General features: G+C 70.0%; 17 protein-coding genes, 1 pseudogene and 1 riboswitch. Of the genes and pseudogenes, 9 read left to right on the forward strand and 9 right to left on the reverse strand.

Annotation, left to right across the window (positions count from 1 at the left end):
* Positions 1–21 precede the first annotated feature (21 nt).
* A complete protein-coding gene (locus IEY61_RS15360; RefSeq protein WP_189044727.1) occupies positions 22–1,038 on the forward strand; it encodes a zinc metalloprotease in 1,017 nt (338 codons plus the stop codon).
* Positions 1,039–1,107: 69 nt separating this feature from the next.
* Here IEY61_RS15360 and IEY61_RS15365 read toward each other — a convergent pair whose 3' ends face one another.
* Positions 1,108–1,647: a pyridoxamine 5'-phosphate oxidase family protein gene (locus IEY61_RS15365; protein ID WP_189044729.1), complete on the reverse strand. Its 540-nt coding sequence runs from the start codon at positions 1,645–1,647 to the stop codon at positions 1,108–1,110.
* Positions 1,648–1,726: 79 nt separating this feature from the next.
* Here IEY61_RS15365 and dcd point away from each other — a divergent pair, with 79 nt between their 5' ends.
* Positions 1,727–2,305, forward strand: a complete 579-nt coding sequence (dcd, locus tag IEY61_RS15370) for a dCTP deaminase (RefSeq protein ID WP_189044731.1) — start codon at positions 1,727–1,729, stop codon at positions 2,303–2,305.
* A gap of 115 nt (positions 2,306–2,420) precedes the next feature.
* Here dcd and IEY61_RS15375 read toward each other — a convergent pair whose 3' ends face one another.
* The 4 genes from IEY61_RS15375 to IEY61_RS15390 form a co-directional block, all read right to left on the reverse strand.
* The gene (locus tag IEY61_RS15375) at positions 2,421–3,461 is read right to left on the reverse strand and encodes an NlpC/P60 family protein (RefSeq protein ID WP_189044734.1); all 1,041 of its coding nucleotides are present in this window, start codon (positions 3,459–3,461) and stop codon (positions 2,421–2,423) included.
* Positions 3,462–3,473: 12 nt separating this feature from the next.
* Positions 3,474–3,610, reverse strand: a riboswitch (cyclic di-AMP (ydaO/yuaA leader).
* A 187-nt stretch (positions 3,611–3,797) separates the two neighbouring features.
* Positions 3,798–4,811, reverse strand: coding sequence for a C40 family peptidase (locus tag IEY61_RS15380; protein WP_373293162.1), 1,014 nt, complete (start codon positions 4,809–4,811; stop codon positions 3,798–3,800).
* A 254-nt stretch (positions 4,812–5,065) separates the two neighbouring features.
* Positions 5,066–7,273: a (Fe-S)-binding protein gene (locus tag IEY61_RS15385; RefSeq protein WP_189044736.1), complete on the reverse strand. Its 2,208-nt coding sequence runs from the start codon at positions 7,271–7,273 to the stop codon at positions 5,066–5,068.
* 282 nt (positions 7,274–7,555) lie between these two features.
* Positions 7,556–7,819: a cell division protein CrgA gene (locus tag IEY61_RS15390; RefSeq protein WP_189044738.1), complete on the reverse strand. Its 264-nt coding sequence runs from the start codon at positions 7,817–7,819 to the stop codon at positions 7,556–7,558.
* Positions 7,820–8,018: 199 nt separating this feature from the next.
* On the opposite strand from IEY61_RS15390, the gene IEY61_RS15395 reads away from it, so the two are divergent.
* Genes IEY61_RS15395 through IEY61_RS15410 form a run of 4 tightly spaced genes read left to right on the forward strand, consistent with a single transcriptional unit; the run spans position 8,019 to position 11,595 of the window.
* Positions 8,019–8,819 carry a DUF881 domain-containing protein gene (locus tag IEY61_RS15395; RefSeq protein WP_189044740.1) on the forward strand — a complete coding sequence of 267 codons (801 nt, stop codon included), beginning with the start codon at positions 8,019–8,021 and terminating at the stop codon, positions 8,817–8,819.
* 7 nt (positions 8,820–8,826) lie between these two features.
* A complete protein-coding gene (locus tag IEY61_RS31230) occupies positions 8,827–10,635 on the forward strand; it encodes a class E sortase (protein WP_229705925.1) in 1,809 nt (602 codons plus the stop codon).
* Positions 10,636–10,637: 2 nt separating this feature from the next.
* A complete protein-coding gene (locus tag IEY61_RS15405) occupies positions 10,638–10,937 on the forward strand; it encodes a hypothetical protein (protein WP_189044742.1) in 300 nt (99 codons plus the stop codon).
* A 7-nt stretch (positions 10,938–10,944) separates the two neighbouring features.
* Positions 10,945–11,595, forward strand: coding sequence for an aminodeoxychorismate/anthranilate synthase component II (locus tag IEY61_RS15410; RefSeq protein WP_189044744.1), 651 nt, complete (start codon positions 10,945–10,947; stop codon positions 11,593–11,595).
* Between the two features lie 76 nt (positions 11,596–11,671).
* Here IEY61_RS15410 and IEY61_RS15415 read toward each other — a convergent pair whose 3' ends face one another.
* Positions 11,672–12,166: an ElyC/SanA/YdcF family protein gene (locus IEY61_RS15415; protein WP_229705926.1), complete on the reverse strand. Its 495-nt coding sequence runs from the start codon at positions 12,164–12,166 to the stop codon at positions 11,672–11,674.
* 333 nt (positions 12,167–12,499) lie between these two features.
* On the opposite strand from IEY61_RS15415, the gene IEY61_RS15420 reads away from it, so the two are divergent.
* The 3 genes from IEY61_RS15420 to IEY61_RS15430 are packed head-to-tail and all read left to right on the forward strand — an operon-like array spanning position 12,500 to position 15,787.
* A complete protein-coding gene (locus tag IEY61_RS15420; protein WP_189044748.1) occupies positions 12,500–14,725 on the forward strand; it encodes a glycoside hydrolase domain-containing protein in 2,226 nt (741 codons plus the stop codon).
* Between the two features lie 29 nt (positions 14,726–14,754).
* Entirely contained in the window at positions 14,755–15,069 is a 315-nt protein-coding gene (locus tag IEY61_RS15425) for a hypothetical protein (protein ID WP_189044750.1), read from the forward strand.
* Between the two features lie 16 nt (positions 15,070–15,085).
* Positions 15,086–15,787 (forward strand): hypothetical protein, encoded by a 702-nt coding sequence (locus IEY61_RS15430; RefSeq protein ID WP_189044752.1) that lies wholly within the window; start codon positions 15,086–15,088, stop codon positions 15,785–15,787.
* 581 nt (positions 15,788–16,368) lie between these two features.
* Here IEY61_RS15430 and IEY61_RS15435 read toward each other — a convergent pair.
* From IEY61_RS15435 to IEY61_RS31235, 3 genes and pseudogenes are all read right to left on the reverse strand, one after another.
* Positions 16,369–17,082: a SanA/YdcF family protein gene (locus IEY61_RS15435; RefSeq protein ID WP_229705927.1), complete on the reverse strand. Its 714-nt coding sequence runs from the start codon at positions 17,080–17,082 to the stop codon at positions 16,369–16,371.
* On the reverse strand, positions 17,079–18,896 hold the full coding sequence (pknB, locus tag IEY61_RS15440) for a Stk1 family PASTA domain-containing Ser/Thr kinase (RefSeq protein ID WP_189044754.1): 1,818 nt from the start codon (positions 18,894–18,896) through the stop codon (positions 17,079–17,081). Before pknB ends, IEY61_RS15435 begins: the two co-directional genes overlap by 4 nt.
* Positions 18,897–18,901: 5 nt before the next feature.
* Positions 18,902–19,412, reverse strand: a pseudogene (locus IEY61_RS31235) (serine/threonine protein kinase); the annotation flags it as partial.

Genomic DNA, 19,412 nt, shown 5'->3' on the forward strand with positions numbered 1-19,412 from the left:
TCGCAAGAAAGAGGTGGGCTCATGGGACTTCGTCCCGTCCTGCTGCGCCGGCGCATGGCCGGCATCGCATCGACATCGTTGGCTCTGGCGCTCGGCGTGGCAACCGTCGGCCTGCTGCCGGCCGGCACCACGACGGCCGGCACGACGATCGCCAGCCCGGCGGCGGCCGTCGTGGGCCATGACGAGGTCTGCGAAGACGAATCGGATGCCCTGGCCAGGGTTCGCGGCGGTGAGGCCCGGCACGACCCGAACGAGCTGACCTTGGCGCAACTTCAGCAGCGGGAGGCCGAGTTCGCCGATCTGTTGCAGGAGCGGGCCAAGCGGGTCGGGCAGCGTACGCTCAGCGCCCAGGCCGCGGCGGCGTCGGTCACCATCCCGGTGGTGGTGCACGTGATCCAGCGGGACTCGACCCGGGCCGGCGGCAACATTCCCGACTCGATGATCAACTCGCAGATCAACGTGCTGAACCAGTCATTCAGCGGGGCGACCGGCGGTGCCGCCACGGCCTTCGCGTTCCAACTCCAGCGCATCAACCGGGTCACCAACTCGGCGTGGTACCCGATTCGGCAGGGCACGACGGCCGAGCGGCAGATGAAGACCCAACTGCGCCAGGGCACGAAGGCGACGCTCAACATCTATCTTGGCGCGCTGAGCGACAACCTGCTCGGCTGGGCGACCTTCCCGCAGACCACCCTGAACGTGATGGACGGCGTGGTGGTGCTGAGCGAGTCGCTGCCCGGGGGCACCGCCACCAACTACAACCAGGGTGACACCGGCACCCACGAGGTCGGCCACTGGCTGAACCTCTACCACACCTTCCAGGGCGGCTGCTCCGGCCAGGGCGACCAGGTCGCGGACACCCCGGCGGAGGCGTCTCCGGCCAGCGGCTGCCCGACCGGTCGGGACACCTGCTCCGCCCCGGGCCTGGACCCGATCACCAACTTCATGGACTACTCGTACGACTCCTGCATGTACCAGTTCACCCCGGGCCAGGCGACCCGGATGATCAACGCCTGGAACACGTACCGCGCGTCGTAGCCCGGACCGGGTCGACGCGTAACCCGGTGCCGGTCCCGCGAGACGGGGCCGGCACCGGCGCACACTGGCTCAGGCGGCGCGGGCGTGTCGGCCCGCCCGGACCGGTAACGGTGCAGGCCGGACAGCGTCCGCAGCGGCGCCGGCCGGGTCGAGCCAGACCTGGACGGCCGGCCCGCCCAGCAGGTCGCCGGGCCCGACGCCGCCCTGCTCGCGACGGGCGAGCATCGCCACGTCGACCGAGAACTCGAACAGCCGCCAGTCGGCGTGCGGCGCGGCCCGTGCCGCGAGGGCCAGTCGGGCCACCGTGGCGTCGTCGGTGACCGGACGGGCCCGGCCGGCGACGTACGCCTCGTCGTCGCTCTCCTCCGGCGGAAACGAGTGCAGCGCGTAGCGACCGTCGCGCTCCAGGTCGCGCCGCTTCGGCGAGTCGATCACGAAGCAGAACAGACCATCGTCGGTGATCACCGGGGAGACCGGGTGCACCCGGGGCCCGCCGTCGGCGCGGACCGTGGCCAGGTAGCCGAAGCCGGGGCCGTACTGCTGCATGAGGAGGCGGATCCCGTCGGCGAGTCGAGGCTCGTCAGCGGCGAATTCGGACCAGGAAGCCATGGCTACATCTTATCGAACATACGTTCGAAGCAGGTAGTCCGACACGCAGGTCACCCGTACCGGCAGCTATGGTGTGGCGATGCTGCTCTCCGACCGCGACCTGGTCTCCGAGATCAAGGCGGGCGCCCTGGCGTTGGAGCCCTTCGAACCCACCCTGGTGCAGCCGTCCAGCATCGACGTACGCCTGGACAAGCTGTTCCGGGTCTTCAACAACCATCTCTACACCCACATCGACCCGGCGACCCGGCAGGACGACCTGACCTCGCCGGTCGAGGTGCCCGACGGTGAGCCCTTCGTGCTGCACCCGGGCGAGTTCGTGCTCGCCTCCACGCTGGAGGTCATCTCCCTCGGCGACCAGCTCGCGGGCAGGCTCGAAGGCAAGTCGAGCCTCGGTCGGCTCGGTCTGCTCACCCACTCCACCGCCGGCTTCATCGACCCCGGCTTCTCCGGTCACGTCACCCTGGAGCTGTCCAACGTGGCCAACCTGCCGATCACCCTCTGGCCGGGCATGAAGATCGGCCAGCTCTGCATCTTCCGGCTCTCGTCCCCGGCCGAGCACCCGTACGGCTCGGCCGTCTACGGCTCGCGCTACCAGGGCCAGCGCGGCCCGACGCCGAGCCGTACCTGGCAGAACTGGCGCACCTGGCCGACCCGCTGACGTCGGGAAAGAAATCGCCCGGCCCGCAGACCGCCAGGGCCCGCGCCACCGGAACAGCGGAAAGCAGGGCCCACGCCGTCGTGGGCGCGGACCCTGCCGTCGTACGCGACACCCGTCAACCCGGCCGGCCGAAGCTGTGGATGGGGCTGTCGTCCATTCGCTTCATCTTCACCGGCTGGCCCGCCCGGGAGGCGTGCACCACCCAGCCGTCGCCGACGTACATGCCCACGTGGTGCAGGTCCCGGTAGTAGAAGACGAGGTCGCCCGGGCGCAGGGCGCTCCGGCTGACCGATACGGTCACCTGGCGCTGCCGTGCCGCGTTGTGCGGCAGCGCCACCCCGCCCCGCGCCCACGCGGCCAGCGTCAGCCCGGAGCAGTCGTACGCGTTCGGCCCCTCGGCGCCCCACGAGTACGGCTTGCCGATCTGGGCGCAGGCGAAGGTGACCGCCTTCCCGGCCGGCCCGCCCGGGTATCCGGCCGGGCAGGGCGCCGGACGCAGCGGGCCGCCGCCCCCGTTTCCGTACGCCCGCAGCCGCAGCCGCTGCAACCGGTCGATCTCGGCGTCGATCTGCCGTCGCTTCTGCGCGAGTTCGGTCTCGGTGCGGGTCAACTGGGCGATGCTGCGGTCCAGCGTCCCCTTCGCGGCGGCGAGTTCGTCGCGCAGCTCGCTCGCCTGCCGTACGTCCTGCTGTTCGAAGCGGGCGTAGCGGTCGAGCAGGCCGAGGTGTTCGACCACCTCGCCCGGGGATCTGCTGCCCAACAGCGCGTTGACCGCGCGGACCGTACCGCCCTTGTAGGCCCGGGCGGCCAGCGCGCCGACCCGGTTCATCGCCTCGTCCACCCGGGCTTGCAGCGGGGCGATCCGGGCGGCCAGGGCATCGGCCTGCCGCCGTCTGGCGGCCAGGTCCTGCCGGGTGGCGTTGTGCTGTTCGATGACGGATTCGAGCCGGTTCCAGTCCTCGTCGATCTGGCGCTCGATGTCGGCGACCGTCGGGTCGGCGTACGCCACCGTCGCGCCGCCGGTCAGGATGACGGCGGCCGCGGCCAGGGCGGCGAGTGCCGTGGTGCAGCGGTACCAGCGGGAGCGCGGCGCAGCCGTCGTCGGACCGGGCATCGCCGGCCGCTGCGACGGTGGCCGCGGGGCATGGTGTGCCACCGGGCGTCGTACTCCTTCTTCCCATACCGCCTACCGGGTTAGCTGACGGGTTCGGGCGGGAAGGGGACGCCCTACCGCGCGCATCGCGGACTCACCCCGGGTACCTGGTTCCCCGGCTCGCTCGGGCAGCGACTCGGCGGTGCCGGACCGTTACCGCCCCTGATGGGCGGAGTTGCCAGCCGGCCGGCGATTGCCCAGCGTAGGGACGATCTGCGTCGATACGCAACACACCCACGCCATCACCGTCGGTGCATAAATCCGACAACGACGAAGGCCCCCGGGTTACTTGACCGGGGGCCTTCGGCTGGTTCCTGCGCTACCGCTCAGCCGAGCGGGTCAGCCTGGTCGGCGGAAGCCGGCGACCGGCATGGTCGTGATGGGCGAGACGTTGACCGGCTTGCCGGCGCGGGGCGCGTGCACCATCTGGTTGTTGCCCAGGTAGAGCCCGACGTGACTCAGGTCGCTGCGGAAGAAGACCAGGTCGCCCGGCCGGGCGTCGGCCCGGGAGATGGCCTTGCCCTCGTTCCACTGGGCCCCCGTGAAGTGGGTCAGGTAGATGCCGGCGGCCTTGTAGGCGTACTGGGTCAGCCCGGAGCAGTCGAACGAGCCCGGCCCGGTGGCACCCCAGACGTACGGCTTACCGACCTGGGCGCAGGCCGTCCTGATGGCGGTCCGCGCCGCCGCGCTGACCACGCCGTTGACGGTCGGGCAGTTGTTCGTCCTGACCGAGGTCTCCGGCAGCGTCTTCTCCAGCCGCTTGATCTCGGCGTCGATCTGCTTCTTCTTCGTCGCCAGCTGCTTCTCCTTGGCCTCCTGGTCGACGATCAACGCGTCCAGCTTGGCCTTCTGGCCGTCGTACTTCCTCTTGATCTTCAAGACACCCTCGAGCTGCCGGCGCTCCTCCGCCGCCAGCCGGTTGAGGAAGGCCATCTGCTCACCGAGCATGTCCGGCTTCGCGTTGAGCAGCACCGCGCCGAGATCCTGGGACGGACCGCTGATGTAGTACCGGGAGGCCATGTCGCCCACCCGGTTCATCGCCAGCTCGGTCTCCAGGGCCAGCGGCTGGATCTTCTTCTGGATGTCCTTCGACTTCTCGCGGTTGACCTTCAGCTGGGCCCGCACCTTGTTGTACTGCTCGATGGTGGGCTCCAACTGCCGCCACTGCTTGTCGATCTGCGCCTCGATCTGCTCGACCGAGGGCTCGGCGTACGCGGGAGCGGCGAGCAGGCCCGCGCCCACCGCGGTGGCGGCGACCAGGACGACCAGCCCACGGGCGGCCCTGCGCAGGCCACCTGGGCGATGGGAACGCCCGGGCACACGACGATGAAGGGGCATGGTTGCCACCGGCAGCGACTCCTCTGCAACCGACCATCGGGCGTCCCGCGAGCGGTAAGGGGCGAGACAGACGACCCACGACGGTCGGTGCCCAACATTAGGGAAGGCGTGGGGCGGAATCAAGGCGACCAACGGCCTATTCACGTTTGCGCAACCGCTTGAATACAAAGGGTGTCGACCATTGTCGCGCCAGTTATCTGCGCCAATACGTAAACGGAGCACGGCGGCGCCCGGGCAGGCGTCGCCGCACCCCGCGTACCGGACCTGGGTCAGCCGCCGATCGGCTCCTGCGTCGAAGCGGCCGGAGGCTGCTCCGGCTTGACCGAGCGCAGCAGGACGCTGGCCACATCGACCACCTCGACCTGCTCACCGGCGCCCTTGCCGTTCACCCCGTCACTGAGCATGGTCGAGCAGAACGGGCAGCCGACCGCCACCGTCCGCGCACCGGTGGACATGGCCTCCTCCACCCGGTCCACGTTGATTCGCTTGCCGATGCGCTCCTCCATCCACATCCGGGCGCCACCGGCACCGCAGCAGAAGGAGCGCTCGCTGTTGCGCGGCATCTCGATGACACCGTCGCCGGAGCCACCGCCGATGGCGCTGCCGAGCACCTCGCGGGGCGGGGCGAACACCCGGTTGTGCCGGCCGAGGTAGCAGGGGTCGTGGTAGGTCACACCGCCGTCGACCGGCTGCACCGGGGTGAGCTTTCCGGTGGCGACCAGGTGGGCCAGCAGTTGGGTGTGGTGCACCACCTCGAACTCGCCGCCGAGCTGGCCGTACTCGTTGCCCAGGGTGTTGAAGCAGTGCGGGCAGGTTGCCACGATCTTGCGCTTGGCCTGCTCCCGGCCCTCGAACGCCTCGTTCAGGGTCTCCACGTTCTGCTGGGCGAGCATCTGGAAGACGAACTCGTTGCCGATCCGCCGGGCCGGGTCGCCCGAGCAGGTCTCGCCCTCGCCGAGGATGGCGAACGAGACGCCCGCCTCGTTCAGCAGCGTGGCCACCGCCTGAGTGGTCTTCTTGGCCCGGTCCTCGAAGGCACCGGCGCAGCCCACCCAGAAGAGGTACTCGAAGTCGTCGACCTCGCCGACCCGGGGAACCTCGAAGTCCAGGCCCTTGGTCCAGTCCTCGCGGGTGTTCTGCGGAGCGCCCCAGGGGTTGCCCTTGTTCTCCAGGTTGCGCAGCATCACGCCGGCCTCGGACGGGAAGTTCGACTCGATGAGCACCTGGTAGCGGCGCATGTCGACGATGTGGTCGACATGCTCGATGTCCACCGGGCACTGCTCCACGCAGGCGCCGCAGGTGGTGCACGACCAGAGCACGTCCGGGTCGATCACGCCGCCCGCCTCGGCGTCGCCGATGAGCGGCTTCTCCGCCTCGGCGAGTGCCAGCACGTCGACGTGGGCGAGCTGCGCGGCGGTGGCCTTCTCCTCGCCGGTCAGGTCCTTGCCGCCGCCGGCCAGCAGGTAGGGCGCCTTGGCGTACGCGTGGTCACGCAGGCTGAGCACCAGCAGCTTCGGGGACAGCGGCTTGCCGGTGTTCCAGGCCGGGCACTGCGACTGGCACCGCCCGCACTCGGTGCAGGTGCTGAAGTCCAGCAGCCCCTTCCAGGTGAACTGCTCGACCTGGGCGACACCGAACTGGTCCGTCTCGGGGTCGGCCTCCTCGAAGTCCAGCGGCTTGCCGTCGCTCATCATCGGCCGCAGCGCGCCGAGGCCGGAGCCGGCCCGGCCCGGGTCCCGCTTGAAGAAGATGTTGGGGAAGGCGAGGAAGCGGTGCCAGGCCACCCCCATGGTCACGTTCAGCGAGATGACGATGAGCCAGGTCATCGAGATGGTGATCTTGATCAGGGCGGCGACGCTGACGCCGGTCTCCCAGTCCGGCAGCACCGAACCGACCGCGTGGCTGAGCGGGGCCGCCCAGGTCGGGTACTCGAAGTGGTCGGTGGCGACCTTGAAGCCGCGGATCAGGAAGCCCATGATCAGCACGGCGAGGACGACCGCCTCGACGAAGTAGCCCTGCCACATCGTGGAGCCGGTGAACCGCGACCGGCGGCCGGCCCGGTTCGGCCGATTGGCCAGCCGGATCGCGATCAGCACCACGATGCCGACGATGCCCAGGATGCCGATCCACTCGGTGACCAGACCGTAGAGCGCCCAGCCGCCGATCAGCGGCAGCCCGCCGGTCGGCGAGACCACCTCGAAGTACGCCTCGAGCACCAGCAGCGACAGCACGATGAAACCGACCATCACGAACCAGTGCGCGGCGCCTACCACGCTCCAGCGGAGCATCCGGGTGTGCCCGGCGGTCTCCGCGAGCATGGTCTTCGTGCGACGGCCAAGGTCGCCGGCTCGGGACGGGTCGGGCTGACCCAGCCGGATCACAGCCACCATCTGCATGACCGCGCGCACCGCCAGCCACACCGCCACGGCGGTGATGGCGGCCGCAAGGATCGTGGTGACGATCTGGACGCTGCCCATCGAGTTGGCCCTCCCGGTCTGCTGCCTGTCGAGCGGGCGTGGCGACCGAATCAGGCGCGATCGGTCGGCACCACCGCACCGTCAACCTGATCGGCCGACGATCTCGCTCTACTCGGTCATGCAGTGCAGCCTACGCGCAAGGTTACCCGAGAGTAACGTGAGCCTTCTCGCACCTGGAGGGCGCCACGTCGCCCGGCACCAACCTTAGGAGCCCCCACGATCCCTCGACGAGCGGCCCCGGAACGACCTGCGGTTGCGCCGGGTACGCGCCCTGGCCGCGGGTCAGCGCCAGCGGGAAAGCAGAATCAGCGAGGTGACCATGGCGCCGAAGCCCACCGCGAGATTCCAGTAACCCAGCTCCATGACCGGGTATTCCTGCTCGGAAAGGTAGTAGACCACCAGCCAGCCGATCCCGAACACGATCAGCGACACCGCCGAGACCGGCAGCCAGATCGGGCTGGGCTTGCGCGTCGCCGCCGTCGCCGTCGGGCGGACGTCCGTGGGCGGGGTGTACACCTTCTTCTTGCGGACCTGAGACTTGGGCACGACGCTCTCCAGAGGGGTTACGACCTCGTCCGGCCTGACAACCGGGCGCGAGGGCGACGGTCCATGGCCAATAATGTTCGAGAGCTAGCGTAGTCCGGAAGGCTCGTGCAATCCACGAATGGGGCCAGACGGATGCCGGACGGCTCTCGATCCGGCCGCATCCCGCAGGCACGGCAGGTGGGGACAGGGGGAACGGTCCGTGGAGTACACGTCCGGCGCAGCCTCGTGGCAGAAGGCGCTACGACGCCTCGTCGCCGGGTTGCTGCCACGCCGGCCGTGGCAGCGCCGACCGGGCTGGTCGATCGGCGTACCGTTGATCGCCGCCGCCGCCGGCCTGCTCTTCACCACCACCGCCACCACGGCCGGCGGTACCGCACTGCGCGAGGACCGACGTCCCCAGCTCACCGAACTCATCGAGGACCGGCGTGCCCAGGTGGCCGCCAACGAGGAACGGGCCGCGAGGCTGCGCCGGGAGGTCGAAAGCCGCACGACCGATCTCGGGGACTCGGACGGCTCGATCAAGGAGCAGCAGGAGCGCGCTGCCGCGAGTCTCGGCGCCGCCGGCTTCACCGCCCTCACCGGTCCAGGGCTCACGGTCGAACTCAACGACGCGCCGCAGCTCGGCAGTCTGCCCGAGGGAGTCGAAAACGACGACCTGGTCGTCCACCAGGGCGACGTCCAAGCGGTGGTCAACGCGCTCTGGGCCGGCGGCGCCGAAGCCATGTCAATCATGGACGTGCGCGTCCTGAGCACCAGCGCGGTACGCTGCGTGGGTAACACCCTGCTGCTGCACGGGCGGGTGTACTCCCCACCTTTCAAGATCGTAGCAATTGGCGATCCCGCCGCGCTCCGGCAGGCCCTCGCCGCTTCCGAGGGAGTCCGGTGGTTCAGGGACGCGGTCAACAACTACCAGCTCGGCTACTCCGAGAAGATCTCGACGGTCACCGTGCCCTCGTTCGAGGACTCCACCACCCTGCGCTCCGCGACGGTGCTGAAGTGAGGCCGGCATGAGCCAGCAACCCGACGGCCGGCACCGCGAGCAGACCGACGAATCCACCGCCTTCCTGCCCAAGGTCGAGCGCGCAGAGCCCGCCCCGCGTGCGACCCTGCCCTGGCCGGACCAGGTGACACCGCGTCCCGCGGACCGACCTGGCGATCGGATTCCCCGCACGCAGCGTTCGACCGACCTCGGCGGGTGGGACACCCGGCCCGACCGGGACCAGCTCGCCGGCCGCTGGGACGCCGACCCCGGCCAGCCCGGCCAGTCCAGCCAGCCCGGCCGTTTCGGCGAGCCGACGCCCTGGCGGGATGCCTTCCAGCCGAGCCGACCCGAGCAGCCGCCGTACGCCGCCGGGCACGGGCGCCAGCCCGGATGGGCGCCCCAGGGCACGCAGCCGCTGTCCGGGCAGCCGGGCAACGGCCAGCCGTCGGCCGCACCACCGTCGGCCGCACCACCGTCGTACGCCCCGCCGCCGGCGCACGGTGCCCCGCAGGCACCTCCCGCGCACGGTGCCCCGCAGGCACCTCCCGCCTACAGTGCCCCGCAGGGGGCCGCTGCGCCCTCGGCACCCACCGCGCCGCAGCCGCTGCCCCAGCAGCCCTGGGCGGCGCCGACCCGGCCGGCGGCGGGCAACGGTGGCCATGGTGGCCACGGTGGCGAGCCTGCCCGGCAGCCCACCGGCCGTGCCGTCGGCCAGGGCAGCTGGTCGGCCGACGAGGGTGCGACCGCGCTGATACCGAAGATCGGCGACGCCGAGACCAACCCGCCGCCGGACTTCGGCCGGGCGGGCGAGGCGAACCGCCCCGCTCCCGCCGGTGCACCGGCCAACCGGCAGACCAGCCCGACAGCTTCCACCCAGCAGGCCGGACCCGCAGCGCCGGTCCGGACGCCGGACCCGGCAGCCACTGCGCTCATCCCGGCGGTCACCGGGGCCAGACCGGGCAGTCAGCCCGCGCTGGACTCGACCGCCCTGATGGGGGCGGTGCCCCGGCCGCCCAGGAATGAGGAGCCGTCGGACGAGGCCGACCGCCCCGCTGAGCAGCCCAAGCCGCGGCGCGGCGACCGGGTTGTCCAACTGCGCGCGCAGCAGATCGACGAGGGCTACAAGAGCGTCTACTCGGAGCTGACCCGCCCGTCGGTCTGGTCCCGGATCCGTACCGGCCTGCGCTTCGGCGGCGAGCTGCTGATCACCTTCGGCCTGGTGGTGCTCCTCTTCGCCGGCTACGAGATCTGGGGCAAGTCGGCGATCGTCGACGCCCACCAGGGCGATCTGAGCCAGCAACTGGCGCAGGCGTGGGGGCCCGAGGGCGACCCCACCGTGGCGCCCGCGGCGAGCCCGACCAGCAAGCCGAAGCCGCCGGTGCACGGCAAGCCGATCGCGCTCCTCGCCATTCCGAAGCTCGACAAGGAATGGATCGTGGTCGAGGGCGTCACCCAGAAGGACATCCGGTACGCCCCGGGCCACTACCCGGACAGCGCCATGCCGGGCCAGGTCGGAAACTTCTCCGTGGCCGGGCACCGGAACCGGGCCACCTTCTGGCGGCTGGACGAGCTGCGCAAGGGAGATCCGATCCTCGTCGAGGGCCGCAACGAGTGGTACGTGTACCAGGTCACCGACAGCCGGATCGTGAAGCCGTCCCAGGTCGAGGTGGTCGCCCCGGTCCCCGGCCGGGCGGGTCAGAAGCCGACCAGACGGATGCTGACCCTGACCACCTGCAACCCGAAGTTCGACAACTACCAGCGGTTGATCATTCATGCCGAGTTGACGCGTACCCAGCCGAAGTCCGAGGGACGTCCGACGGAACTGGGAGCCTGATCATGTACGCCTGGATCTGGCGCAAGCTTCCCTTCGGGCTGCCCGGCAAGCTCGCCGGCAGCCTGCTGCTCGCCACCACCCTGGTGGCGCTGCTCTGGTACGTGGTGTTCCCGTGGGCGGAGCCGCTGCTGCCCTTCACCGGTAGCGACGTGCAGGTCACCGAGGACTCCGGGGTGCCCGGAGCGCCCGGCGACCAGGGGCCCGCCAACGGCCCGACCGACGACGCGCCGCCCGGCGACGAGCACGAGCTGCCGTACGACACCGACCGGAACAACACGGCGCCACCGGACGAGGACGAGTGAGGCCGACATGCGCGTCCTGGTGATCGACAACTACGACTCGTTCGTCTTCAACCTGGTGCAGTACCTCGGCCAGCTCGGCGTCGAGTGCGAGGTGCGACGCAACGACGAGATCGAGGTGGCCGAGGTGGGCCGGGTCGGCGCGGCCGGCGTACTGCTCTCACCGGGGCCGGGCACCCCCGACCGGGCCGGCATCTGCCTCGACCTGGTCCGCGCGTACGCCGGCAAGCTGCCGATCTTCGGCGTCTGCCTGGGCCATCAGGCGATCGGCGAGGCGTACGGCGCCACCGTCGCCCGCGCCCCCGAACTGCTGCACGGCAAGACCTCGCAGGTCCGGCACAACAACACGGGCGTCCTCGCCGGCCTGCCCGACCCGTTCACCGCGACCCGCTACCACTCCCTCGCGGTGCTGCGCGAGACGCTGCCACCGGAGCTGGAGGTGACCGGCTGGACCGACGGCGGGATCGTGATGGCGATGCGCCACCGCACCCTGCCGATCGAGGGCGTCCAGTTCCACCCCGAGTCGGTGCTCACCGAGGGCGGCCACCTGATGCTGGCCAACTGGCTCGCCGGCTGCGGCCATCCGGAGGCACTGGAGCGGGCTCCCGCGCTGGCCGCCGAGGTCGACGCCCGCCGCCGCGCCGCGTTCGCCACCACCTGAGGCCGGTCCCACACCGACCGGGGTCCACACGTCGGCACGGACCGATCCGCGCGCACGCCGTCGACCAGTTGCGCGGTCAGTCGGTGAGCGCGTCCGTGACGCCGGGATGCGCGGGTGAGTCGACCGCGGGTGGCCGGCGGCTGATCATGTCCCAGGACGCCTTGCCGCTGGCTAAGTAGTCCCGGATCGCCTTCTCCCGCAGCAGCGCGGAGCCACAGCCCGCACAGCGGACGGGCACCCCGTCGGCGTCGATGCCCAAGGCCCGGCAGAGGGTAACCGCCCGGGACAGGTGGTCCGACTGGGTGACGATCAAGGCTCGCTCGATCCCGTACACCTCACGGGCCCGCAGGCAGCTGTCGTACGCGCCCAGGCCGTGCGGGTCGGCGACGACCCGGCGGTGATCGACACCCAGTTCGTGAGGTGGGAGATCATCGCAGCTGTCGGCGTCGACGCGGACCAGCAGCCGCCACACCGTGGTCAGCACCGGCACCCGACCGGTGAACCCGAGCCGTTCCCGGACCGACGCATCGAGATCATCGACCCAGTCGCCGATCGCGGCGAACGTTCTCACCCCGGCCATCCCCGGCACATACCGCGACCGCGAGCGCGGGTGTGGTCCTTGTCGGTGTCATGTGGTCTCAACAACTCCCATGGTCAGCGACGGGCCACACCCGTCCCACCTCACCCTCCACACAGGCCCGCGACAACACATACTCCCAGGGCCGAAACACCCCCTCCCGACTACGCAAAGCCTCTGCACCCCCCCACCGTCAGGCTCGACTGAAGGGACATCACAAAACCTCCTTCCGATGTAGAGTCCCGATCGCGGCAGTGAAATCGCTCGATCGAAGCTTGGCTCCATCACGGCCGGAGGCTGTCGCGCACCCCTCGAAGAAGGATGCAGATGGCAGACGTTGACGAGATGGTCCTTCGGGCACAGCGCTTCATCAACAGCACCTACAGCAACGGTGCCAAGCTCGGCATATCGAAGCTGGAGGAGAACGGCCGCACCGGATGGCCCACGATGTACGCCCTGACCCGGGCGCTGCAGTACGAGCTGGGCATCACCTCTTTGTCGGACAACTTCGGCCCCACGACGCTGGCGACGCTGCAGAGCAGGTATCCGAGCCTGAACGCGTCCACCGTTCCGTCGTGGATCTTTGGCTGCATCCTCCAGTCGGCCCTGTACTGCAAGGGCTACGACGGCGGCGGCATCGACGGCATCTACAGCGCCCGGGTCGAGGATTCGGTCATCCGGCTCAAGCAGGACATGGGACTCGCCTATGCCTACCCGGGCGGATCTCTCGAGCCCAAGGTGGTCAAGGCGCTGCTCAACATGGACGCCTACGTCACCGTCAACAACGGGTCGAGCCAGATTCGGTCCGTCCAGCAATGGCTGAACGGCCGGTACGTCAAGCGCCAGGACTACTTCGTCATTCCGTGTGACGGTCACCACTCCCGTGATGTCGCGAAGTCGATGTTGCTGGCGATCCAGTACGAGCTGGGAATGGCCGACGGCACGGCGAACGGTGTGTTCGGGCCGGGCACGCAGGCCGGTCTGAGATCCCATCCGGTGTCGGTCGGCGCGGCCGGCACCTGGGCCGAGATCTTCACCGCGGCGATGCTGCTCAACAAGCGGCCCGTATCGTTCGGCGCTTTCACCGCCGAGGTGCAGGCCGCCGTGCGCGAGTTCCAGTCGTTCGTGAAACTGCCCGTGACCGGGATCGGGGACTTCCAGACGTGGGCGTCGCTGCTGGTCTCCCACGGCGACCAGACCCGCAAAGGCGAGGCCTGCGACGGCGTCACGAAGATCACGATGGATCGCGCGGCGGCGCTGAAAGCGGCGGGATACAAGTACATCGGCCGGTATCTCTACAACCCGTCCTCGACGGACCTGCCCGAGAAGGCGATCCAGCCCGGCGAGCTCTCCACGATCAACCTGTACGGGCTGCGGTGTTTCCCGATCTATCAGACCTGGGGCCGGGACGCGACCAACTTCAGTTACGCCAACGGCTGCGTCGACGCGACCAGCGCCATCGAATGGGCCCGGATCCACGGCTTCAAGGTGGGCACGACCATCTACTTCGCGGTCGACTACGACGCGATGGATGCGGAGGTCACCAGCTTCATCCTGCCGTACTTCCGGGGCGTACACGGTACCGTCAGCGAACTCTCCGGCTATCGGGTGGGCATCTACGGTCCCCGCAACGTCTGTCAGCGGGTCTCCGACGCGGGTTACGCGGTCACCTCGTTCGTGTCCGACATGTCGTCCGGGTTTTCGGGCAATCTCGGGTACCCGCTGCCGACCAACTGGGCGTACGACCAGATCGTCACCACGACGATCGGTTCCGGCAGCGGCCGGATCGAGATCGACAACAACATCGCCTCGGGTCGCGACATCGGTCAGGGCGACTTCGACCCGCCGAGGCCCAACACCGACGATCTCGATGTGGGCCTCGACAAGGGGCGATACAAGGCGGCGCTGCTCAGGGACGTCCAGACCTACCTGACATCGATCGGCGTCCCGGAGACCGGTGGCGAGGGCTGGACGCTCGATGGGGACTGGGTCACCTGGAACGTGATCTCCACGACCAATGCGTTCGAGCGGGTCATGGAGGCCGACTGGCTGTTCACGAACCTGGCCCGGGCCCTGAAGATACGCAAGGCGCTCATCCAGACGCCGGTCCTGTGGGAGCTGCGCAAGCTGAATCCGACCGATCCGATGGCCGACGACCTCGTGCGCCTCGGGCTGCGGGACGACTCCTCCACCGGCTACGGGCAGATCTTCGCCTGGGTGGCCATCGAGGCTCGCAACTACTGCATCGAACAGGGCATCATCAACGGCACGCCGCTGAAGCTGAGCACCGACCGGCGCGCGGTGTGGGATCGCCTCCAGGACCCGCACTACAACATCTCGACGGCGGCCTACCTGACGATCTACAATGCGCACCAAATCAGGGTCGCCCGCCCGTCGCTCACCACCAGCATGGCCGACATCCAGCTCATCCTGGAGCGCTACAACGGTGACAAGACCGTGAGCAACAAAGACAAGATCGAGCAGTACGGACGCGAGCTGACCGGTCTGTACAACGTCCTCGAGAATTACAACAGGCTCTCCCGTGGCGCGTAGCGGGAAACCGATGACGAAGAATCTGGCACATGCGGAGACTCTTTGTAGCAGTCGGTGTGAACCTGCTCCTGGGGGTTCTGGCCGTCGTGCCGTTGTTCCTGATCTGGTACGCGCTGTCCAACGGGCCCCTGGCCGCCCTCGGATGGACGCGGCCGGAACCGACCGAGAACGACGGCATGCTGATCTGGTGGCTCCTGGCCGCCGTGACGTTCGGCGGGTTCGCCTCGATCTGGGGCATGGTCAACGTGTGGGCCCGCCGCCGGGTGGCCGTCCCGGGATCCCGCTACTGGCCCGCCTGCGTGGCCGCGTCCCTGGTGCCGTTCTGTCTCATTCTGCTCCGATGACCCGGAAGGCGACATCATGAATCACCGGCTGACTCGGCGAACCGTTCTCCGAACCGCCGCCGTCACGGGCGCGGCCGCGGCCGTCACGGGCGCGGCCGCGGCCGCCAGTTCCGTGCTGCCCACCGCCCCCGCGTCGGCCCGTGAGGTTCGCAAGCCGAAGCGGCCGGCGACCTCGCAGAACGGGTGGACCATCCAGGTCAACGCGGATCTCGATTCGCAGGTGTGGACCCGGACGGTGGCCGGCACAGGGCTGAGCGTGCCGGTGTGGATCGGGGACGTGGAGGCGATCCTGCTCCACACGATTCGCCGGTTCCACTACGAGATCGAGGAGATCCGGCCGAACGACCTGGTCGGCTGGACCCCGGCCAAGGAGGTCCGCAAGCACAGCCCTGAGTCCAACCTGGCCTCCGGCACAGCGGTACGGATCCGGCCCGGCGCCCGTGCCCGGGGCGGCTTCTTTCCCTTGCAGGAACTGGTGCTGCGGGACATCCTCGCCGATTGCGAAGGCATGGTGCGCTGGGGTGGCGACGACCGTGAGGTCGACGAGTCGCTGTTCTACATCGCGGCTGGCCCCTTGGATGAGCAGGTGAAGGTCATCGGCGACAAGCTCCGCGGATGGGAGGCGTCGCCCGGCGAAGGCGCGGGCATCGGTGTAGACGTGCTGTCCCGCTCCCGGCGTACCCGCGCGGCCGACCTAGCGCACCGACAACGCCGCTAACTAGGTGGCTGGTGTCAAACGGCGGTTGACCGGGTCCCGGTCGGCGCTGTTGTCGTGTGGGTGGTGTTGGTCGGGTGGGCTGGTTTAGGGGTTTCGGATGTTGAAGCCGTTGCCGGGGCGGCGATGCGGTCGGCGGCGAGAAGGGTGAAGTCGGCGGCAACGCGGTGGCGGCCGCGCATGCTGGCGCGTCGTCCGCCGTTTGTGGCCCAGGCAGCATCCAACGCCACCTGGAAGATCCGGTCCGGGCGGTCGGAGCGGCGCAGCCGTTCCCGCATATCGACCAGCGCCGTGTGGGCGAACCCCACCCGACCCGCGCAGTCCCAGCCGCCTACCCCGGCGTAACGCCAACGAACATCGAACACGAACTATTTCGAAGCCTCTCCCTTTGAGGCTCATCCGGTCACTCGTCGGACAGGCGGGACGGCGTGACGGCGTGACGGTCGGCAGTACCGGACCACCGCCGCCGTTACCACCGCCGCCGCGCCGCGTTCGCCACCACCTGAGGCCGGTCCCACACCGACCGGGGTCCACACACCTCGGCACGGACCGATCCGCGCGCACGCCGTCAACCAGTTGCACGGTCAGTCGGTGAGCGCGTCCGTGACGCCGGGATGCGCGGGTGAGTCGACCGCGGGTGGCCGGCCACGGATCACGTCCCAGGCCGCCTTGCCGCTGGCGAAGTAGTCCCGGATCGCCTTCTCCCGCAGCAGCGCGGAGCCGCAGCCCGAGCAGCGGGCGGGCACCCCGTCGGCGTCGATGCCCAGCTGCCGGCAGAGCGTCACCGCCCGGGACAGGTGATACGACTGGGTGACGATCAGGGCCCGCTCGATCCCGTACACCTCGCGGGCCCGCAGGCAGCTGTCGTAGGTGTCCAGGCCGTACGGGTCGGCGACAACCCGGCGGGGGTCGACACCCAGCTCGGTGAGGTGAGCGGCCATCGCTGCGGGCTCGTCACCCGACGTGCCGCCCCCGTCGCCCGACACGAGCACCACCCGGGCCCGCTGGCTGTGCACCAGTTCGGCGGCGGTCTCCAGCCGGCCAGCCAGCCGGATGCCGGGCCGGCGTCCGTCCTCGATCACCGCCGTACCCAGGACGATCACCACGTCCGTGGTCGGTGCCTCGTCAGCCGCGTGGAGATGGCCCCGGGCGGCGACCGCCGTCCAGAGCCACGGCAGGCTGACGAGCAGCAGTGCGGCCAACCCCGCCACGGCCACCCGGCTCAGCGGCCGCCATCGCCTCGCCCGAGTCACCGGCTCGGCCACCGACGCGTGTTCGCCAGCGTCCTCGGCGGTCACTCGGTGGGCAGGCGGAACGGCGGGTAGGTGGGCAGCACCGGGCCGCCACCTCCGCCACCACCACCGTCGTCGTCGCCGTCGGGCGGCGGGGTGGTGGGAGTGCCGGTCGGCGTCTGCGTCGGCTCCGGATCCTCCGTTTCCTCCACCGACACCACGATCTTCACCTTGCTGCCCTTGGTCTGCCGGGAGTTGGCGTTCGGGCTCTGATCGACGACCCGGCCGGCCTGAGCGGCAGGCACCTCCGGACCGATGTCCACCACGGGACTGAAGCCCGCGTTGCGCAGTTGCCGCTTCGCGTCGGCCTCGGTGAGGCCCACCACGTTCGGCACTCCGACCACGTTGCCCCTGGAGACGGTGAGCGTCACCTTGGTCCCCTCGGCCACCTTCTCGCCCTCGGGCGGGTCGACCCTGAGCACCAGACCGGCCGCCTCAGCGTTGTCCTCCTCGACGGTCTTTACGACGAGGTTGCGTTCATCGAGCCGTTCCTTGGCGCTGTCGACCTTGCTGCCGACGAGACCGGACGGGATGGTCACCTCGGGTTTGCCGCCGCAGATGCGGACGGTCACCGTGCTGTTCGGTGCCACCCGTCCCCCGGCTTGCGGGGTCTGGCTGGTGACCGTGCCTTCCTTGCAGTCCGAGGTGAACTCCGGCTCACCGCGCGCCGGTTGGAGCTTGTCCTGCTGGATCCGGGCGAACGCCTCCTGCTCGGTCATCCCGGTGAGCGTCGGCACCGGTACGTCCGGCGGCTTCCGATCGTTCAGCAGCAGCGCGGCGACCAGGGCGATCACCGCGAGAACGCCGAGCGCGGCGAAGACGGCGATCAGCCACGACGAGGCCCGGCGCTGGCGCGGGTCGCCCACCCGGGCCGGGATCTGCCGGGTCTGCGTCGTGCCGCCCGACGGATGGCTCGGGGCCGCGGCCATCGCCACGGTCTCGTCCTCGCGCATCACCGGGGTCGCCATCACCGGCCGGCCGGCCGCCGCGCGAAGCAGGTCCGCCCGCATCTCGCCAGCGCTCTGGTAGCGGTTGAGCGGGTTCTTCGACAGCGCCTTGAGCACGATCGCGTCGACCGCCGGGGTGACGTCCGGGTTGAGGTCGCTCGGCGTCGGCGGGGTCTCGCGCACGTGCTGGTACGCGACGCTGACCGGGCTGTCGCCGACGAACGGCGGGTGGCCGCAGACCAGCTCGAACAGCACGCAGCCGGCCGCGTACACGTCGGAACGGGCATCCACCGCCTCACCCCGGGCCTGTTCCGGGGAGAGGTACTGTGCAGTGCCGATGACCGCGCTGGTCTGTGTCATCGTGGTGGCGCCGCTGGCCAGCGCCCGGGCGATGCCGAAGTCCATCACCTTGACCTGGCCGGTCTGGGTGAGCATCACGTTGCCGGGCTTGATGTCGCGGTGGATGATGCCGTGCCGGTGGCTGAACTCCAGCGCCGCGCACATGTCGGCGCAGATCTCCAGCGCGCGACGGGGCTGCAACCGGCCTTCGGCGCCGAGCACCTCCTTCAGGGTGCGCCCGTTCACGAACTCCATCACGATGAACGGGAGGGTTTCGCCGGTCGGGGCCTGTTCCTCCCCGGTGTCGTAAACGGCGACGATGGCGGGGTGGTTGAGCGAGGCGGCGTTCTGCGCCTCCCGACGGAAACGCATCTGGAAGGTGGCGTCCCGGGCGAGATCCGCGCGCAGCATCTTGATCGCGACATCCCGGCCGAGTCGCAGGTCGCGGCCGCGGTGCACCTCGGCCATGCCGCCGTACCCGAGCAGCTCGCCGACCTGGTACCTGCCACCGAGCAGGCGGGCCTGGGCTGTCATCGCGTCTATCGTCCTTCGCTCGTGGGCGTCTCGAGGCCGTCCGGTCGGGGCTGATCCAGTCGACGGTACGCCGTGCCGGCCGGGTCGTCCCGTCCGTCCAGCCGCAGCGCCTCAGACGTCACGGCTGGCGCGGAGGCCCCGCCCGACGTGTCATTGAGGCCGTTCCGCAGTTTGTAGGAAATCACGCCGGAGCAGACCACGACCAGTACGCCCAGCACGATGGCCAGGAACACCATTCCGGGACGCGACCGTCTCGGCGCGTTTTGTGACGAAGTGGGCTGCGGGGAGTAGGCCGACGGGACCGTGGCCGCGCCGCGTGAATAACCGGCTGCCGCCGGAGCGACCACCGCCGGGCGCGGCGGTTGCGCCATCGGCGGGCGGTTCACCGGCTGCGCCACCGGCGGGCGGTTCGGCGGCGGTGCCGTGGCCGGCCGGTGTGGCGCCACCGGCGCCGCCGGGCTGACCAGCGGGGCGTGCGGCGCGGCACGCGGTGGCACCTCGGCCCGGCCGACGGCG

Origin of the sequence: Micromonospora sonchi, assembly GCF_014646235.1 — a bacterium.
Lineage (GTDB): Bacteria > Actinomycetota > Actinomycetes > Mycobacteriales > Micromonosporaceae > Micromonospora > Micromonospora sonchi.

What these genes read in the sequence shown, in the direction of transcription:
- IEY61_RS15360 (WP_189044727.1), top strand. Translation starts at nt 22, where the DNA reads ATGGGACTTCGTCCCGTCCTGCTGCGCCGGCGCATGGCCGGCATCGCA.
- IEY61_RS15365 (WP_189044729.1), bottom strand. Translation starts at nt 1,647, where the DNA reads ATGGCTTCCTGGTCCGAATTCGCCGCTGACGAGCCTCGACTCGCCGAC.
- dcd (WP_189044731.1), top strand. Translation starts at nt 1,727, where the DNA reads ATGCTGCTCTCCGACCGCGACCTGGTCTCCGAGATCAAGGCGGGCGCC.
- IEY61_RS15385 (WP_189044736.1), bottom strand. Translation starts at nt 7,273, where the DNA reads ATGGGCAGCGTCCAGATCGTCACCACGATCCTTGCGGCCGCCATCACC.
- IEY61_RS31230 (WP_229705925.1), top strand. Translation starts at nt 8,827, where the DNA reads ATGAGCCAGCAACCCGACGGCCGGCACCGCGAGCAGACCGACGAATCC.
- IEY61_RS15405 (WP_189044742.1), top strand. Translation starts at nt 10,638, where the DNA reads ATGTACGCCTGGATCTGGCGCAAGCTTCCCTTCGGGCTGCCCGGCAAG.
- IEY61_RS15410 (WP_189044744.1), top strand. Translation starts at nt 10,945, where the DNA reads ATGCGCGTCCTGGTGATCGACAACTACGACTCGTTCGTCTTCAACCTG.
- IEY61_RS15420 (WP_189044748.1), top strand. Translation starts at nt 12,500, where the DNA reads ATGGCAGACGTTGACGAGATGGTCCTTCGGGCACAGCGCTTCATCAAC.
- IEY61_RS15425 (WP_189044750.1), top strand. Translation starts at nt 14,755, where the DNA reads ATGCGGAGACTCTTTGTAGCAGTCGGTGTGAACCTGCTCCTGGGGGTT.
- IEY61_RS15430 (WP_189044752.1), top strand. Translation starts at nt 15,086, where the DNA reads ATGAATCACCGGCTGACTCGGCGAACCGTTCTCCGAACCGCCGCCGTC.
- pknB (WP_189044754.1), bottom strand. Translation starts at nt 18,896, where the DNA reads ATGACAGCCCAGGCCCGCCTGCTCGGTGGCAGGTACCAGGTCGGCGAG.